The organism is Pseudomonas putida (genome assembly GCF_028682635.1).
Taxonomy (GTDB): domain Bacteria; phylum Pseudomonadota; class Gammaproteobacteria; order Pseudomonadales; family Pseudomonadaceae; genus Aquipseudomonas; species Aquipseudomonas putida_AE.
Map to the genome: position 1 here is coordinate 1 of NZ_JANHLK010000070.1, position 1,705 is coordinate 1,705.

General features: G+C 57.0%; 1 protein-coding gene. It reads right to left on the reverse strand.

What is annotated here, in order from left to right:
* Positions 1-47: 47 nt before the first annotated feature.
* Complete coding sequence (locus tag NPS56_RS30890) at positions 48-1,379, reverse strand: IS110 family transposase (protein WP_274078159.1); 1,332 nt, start codon at positions 1,377-1,379, stop codon at positions 48-50.
* Positions 1,380-1,705: the final 326 nt, after the last annotated feature.

Here is a 1,705-nt window from a genome sequence, read left to right on the forward strand (position 1 = left end):
CAGCTCTCATCAAACAAAATATAATCACCTGTTTTTCAAAGCTTTTTTTACGCCGCTTTTACCAGATCCATTCCCAGCTTCCGGGCCTTGCGCAGCAAGGCTCGAAGCTGCCTGTCTTTGCTTCGCTCTTCGAATGCCTCAATTCCTTGCTCAACGTACGGCTGGCCTTTGGTCAACATCGCATAAATCAATCGTGCGAGCTGATGTGCTGTCGCCTTGATTGCGCAGCTGGCATCCATACGGGTAAGGCGGGCTCGGTGGCTGGCACCGATGAAGCTTTTATCGTTTCGGGCATTCGAAGCCGCTTGCTTGAGCGCTTGCGCGGCTCGATTGAGCACCTTTGGGCTGCTTCCAGCTAACTGCCGACCGCCGGAAATCCGTGTGGGCGGCGCCAGACCTAGCCAGGAACAGAAGTGCTGTCCTGTAGGGAAGCGGGATAGATCAGGGCCAATTTCGCTGGCAATGACCAGAGCGGTATCGACTCCAACCGTCGGTATGGCGGTCAGATCGACGCCCATCACTCGCCAGACGGCTTGGTGCAACGCAGCCTGCTCTGTTGCCGAGCGATGTGGACTGCGCAGTACTTTACGAGACGGTTGTGGCGCTTGCTCGCGTTCGGGTAACTGCATCAGGGCCTGGCTGATGGCTTTGTCGCATGCCTGGATCTGCTGCTCAAGGAAGTCATAGCACTCTATTTCCTGCTCCAGGGCATGCAGGTGTTCCAGGCGCCAGTTCCCGTGCAGACTGCGGGCGATTGTTTCCTTGTCCGCCTTGATTCGGCGATCCATGAGTTGCGCCAACGTCTGTGGATCACGTTCGCCCTTGATGATCGCACGCAGGATTCTCATCCCTGTCACGCCAGAAATATCACTGATGACGTTGGCCAATTGGATGTTCATCTGGCTGAGCGCTTTTTGAAGGCGGTTCAGGGCCTGAGCCTGATCGCGCACTTTAGTGGCTCTTTGTCGAACCAGGGCACGAACAGAACATATGGCATCAGCCGGACGAAAAGCACCGCGCAGCAAACCGTGACTCATCAACTGCCAAATCCACTGGCAATCGAGAACATCTGATTTACGACCGGAAATCTGCCGTGTGGACCGCGAATTGACGAGGTAGACCTTGAAGCCCCTCGAATCGAGAAGCTCGAACAGGGGGATCCAGTACACCCCGGTAGCTTCCATCGCCACGACCTCGATCTTGAGGGTGGCCAGCCAATCGGCAAGATTGACCAGATCGTCGGTGAACGTACGGAAACTACGAACAGGTTGCTCATGTTTACGGTCAACCGCGACCCAATGCTCACGACTGCCAATGTCAATGCCGGCACAATGAGGGTGGATGAGTTCAAACCGTTGCTGTGATCGCTTGCGCGCCATCGCTTTTCCTCGCAGGATTAAGGGCGCGCGGGGCACACGGTGGCGAAAGGGTTCACTCTCTCATACGTGGTCACGGCTAGCCGTGCCTACAACGACTCCACGCCGATACCGTGCGGGCCACTCTCCTACACGGGTGCTGTCACACCATTGCTAGCGACGGCCTCTGTCCCGCGCACTTAAATCCTAGCAAAGCACATGGCGGCTGCCCCTACGGGACAGCCGCCATGTGCTTTTTCGCATTTGAAGCGCGCCGCAGAACATGAGCCATGCATCATCTGTTTGCTGCGCGACAGCGCGGCGCCTTGGCGGCGGGGCGGCTCCTACAG